The 2,572-nt window shown below is 25.2% G+C and carries 1 protein-coding gene and 1 pseudogene; one reads left to right on the top strand and one right to left on the bottom strand.

Annotated elements, in window-relative coordinates:
- The first annotated feature begins 15 nt into the window (after window positions 1–15).
- Window positions 16–460, top strand: a pseudogene (locus Q1J60_RS02425) (VanZ family protein).
- 92 nt (window positions 461–552) lie between these two features.
- On the opposite strand, the gene cls reads toward Q1J60_RS02425, so the two are convergent.
- A complete protein-coding gene (cls, locus tag Q1J60_RS02420) occupies window positions 553–1,998 on the bottom strand; it encodes a cardiolipin synthase (RefSeq protein WP_300258002.1) in 1,446 nt (481 codons plus the stop codon).
- Between the last annotated feature and the right edge of the window lie 574 nt (window positions 1,999–2,572).

Here is a 2,572-nt window from a genome sequence, read left to right as displayed (position 1 = left end):
AGAAAAGGAGATGCTATGGATAATAAAAGAAAAAGAATAATTGCATGGAGTTTAATTATATTCTGGATGGCTTTTATATTTTTTATGTCTAGTCAGCCAGGAGAGGTTTCTTCTAAACAAAGTAATTTTGTAGTTATTTTACTTAATATGTTTGGAATAGACTTAAATAGTCGCTTCGGTGAATTATCAACATTTATTATAAGAAAGGGAGCACACTTTACTGAATATATGATACTTTATTTTTTATCTTTTAATCTTTTAAGATTATATATAAATAGAAAGAAGGCATATATATATTCTTTAATTATAGTATTTGGATATGCTTGTAGTGATGAATTCCATCAATTATTTGTAGAAGGAAGAAGTGGACAATTTAAAGATGTGATTATAGATACATCAGGAGGAGTTTTTGGTAGCTTACTTGTCGTTTTAAAAAGTAAGTTTTTCTAATAAAGCTTAAAATGCAAAAGGATTAAAATATATATCTTTTAAATAGAAAAAGTTTCTTTATAGATTTTACTTATAAAGAAACTTTTTGCAAATTAATAATTTTTATAATAATTCTGAGAAAATTCTAGTAACTCCCTCTATAAACTTATCAAATTTAGTTGATTTTTCATATTCTTTAATTTTAAAATGTCTACATTTAAGCAAATCTTCAAAAAAAAGAGTATCTAACTTAAAGGTTATTTCTTCATCATATATAACAGTATTTATTTCATAATTAAGCTCAAAACTACGTATATCCATATTAGCTGTCCCTAAAGTACATATTTTACCATCTATTGTCATTGTTTTAGCATGTATGAAAGAATTTTTATCATAAAAATAAACTTCAATTCCGCAATCCATAATTTCAGCTAAATAACTTTTAGAGGCTTTATTTACCATAAAGTGATCTGATTTTTCAGGGAAAATAATCTTTACATCAACTCCGCTTAGAGAAGCTATTTTAAGAGCTTCTATTATACTTGATGGAGGTACAAAATATGGAGTAGTTATATAAATATTTTCTTGTGCAGTCATAATCATTTTTAAAATGCTCTGCATTATTGCAGGAAATGTTGAATCAGGTCCACTTTTAACTAACTGCATTAAAACTCTTTCCTTAGCAACTGTATTTTCGGGAAAATATTCATAAAATTCCTTATCATAAAAAGTATGACTATTATTAGCTTTTTCTATTGTTATGAAATCATCTAGGAAAACTGCTTGCAGTGCTAAAACAAAATCACCTTTAATCATTAGGTGTGTATCTCTCCAATAACCGAATTTTTTATTTCTTCCTAAATATTCATCTCCTATATTAATACCACCTAAAAAACCAACCTGTCCGTCTATAACAACTATTTTTCTATGATTTCTATAATTAATTTGAGTATTTATTACCTTAAGAAGTGGTGCTAAGAAGTAAGAGTACATAACAACTGAAACACCTGCTTTTTTTAAATCTTTAATGTAGCTTCTTTTTAAACCACTTGAACCAACCTTATCAATAATAAATCTAACCTTAACTCCGTCTAGAGCCTTCTTTATTAATATATCTTTAATCTCATTTCCTATCTGATCGCTATTTACTATATAGTACTCAAGATGAATATGATGCTTAGCTTTAAGAAGTTCTTCTTTTAAATCTTTAAATTTTTCAGTACCATCTTTATATATCTTTATATCATTATTGATAAATATAGGAGAATCACTATTAAAAGCTAAAAGCTCCATTAAAGGAACATATTGTTTTTCAGGATATTCATCTAAAATAGGACTTATTAAGTCATTAATTTGAGGATTAATTCTATCATTAAGTTTATGTCTTTTCCAGTTACGTCCTAAGAATATATAAAGTATTAATCCTATTGGAGGCAATAGAGTTAGTATTAGTAACCATGCTATTGTTTTTTCTGGTTGTTTTCTTTCTAGTACCACAATTATGACAGATAAAATTACATTAATTATAAATGCAATATATAGAAATGTTGTTGTGTAGTTTATAACAATCCCTCCCTAGTTAATAAAATACTAAATCTTATTTTAACATTAATTATCTAAATAACTAATACTTTCTAAATAGTTTATATAAAAATATATTAGCAAAATTTAATTATAAATTATATAAAATATAATATTTATATTATAACTAAAAAAAGTACCAAAGAAATAATTTATAAAAAATAGAATTTTTTTAGAATAAATTTAATTTAAACAAAGAACACAAAACCAGGTGTATCAATATATAATAAATAAAGTATTTTAATGAAAAATAGAGTATTTTAGGGATAATTGTAGTAAATATAGTTACATATACTTGGGAAACAATGATTAACATGGTAAGATAAATCTCGTCGCTGAGAGACATACAAACAACTTAACAAAATAAATTAAAAGTTTTGAAAAAAGTTGTTGACAAAGTTTCGAAGTGATGATAAACTAAGAAAGTCGCTTGAGGGCGACAAAGAAATGGTCTTTGAAAATTAAACAGAAGATATTAACATAAACCAGCAATTCTTTTATAAGTAATATGAGTATAGATTAAACTTTTAAATTGAGAGTTTGATCCTGGCTCAGGATGAAC

It is taken from the genome of Clostridium sp. (assembly GCF_029258205.1).
Lineage (GTDB): Bacteria > Bacillota > Clostridia > Clostridiales > Clostridiaceae > Sarcina.
The sequence above is the reverse complement of the archived record's forward strand: the minus strand, read 5'-3'. Positions and strand labels throughout refer to the sequence as shown.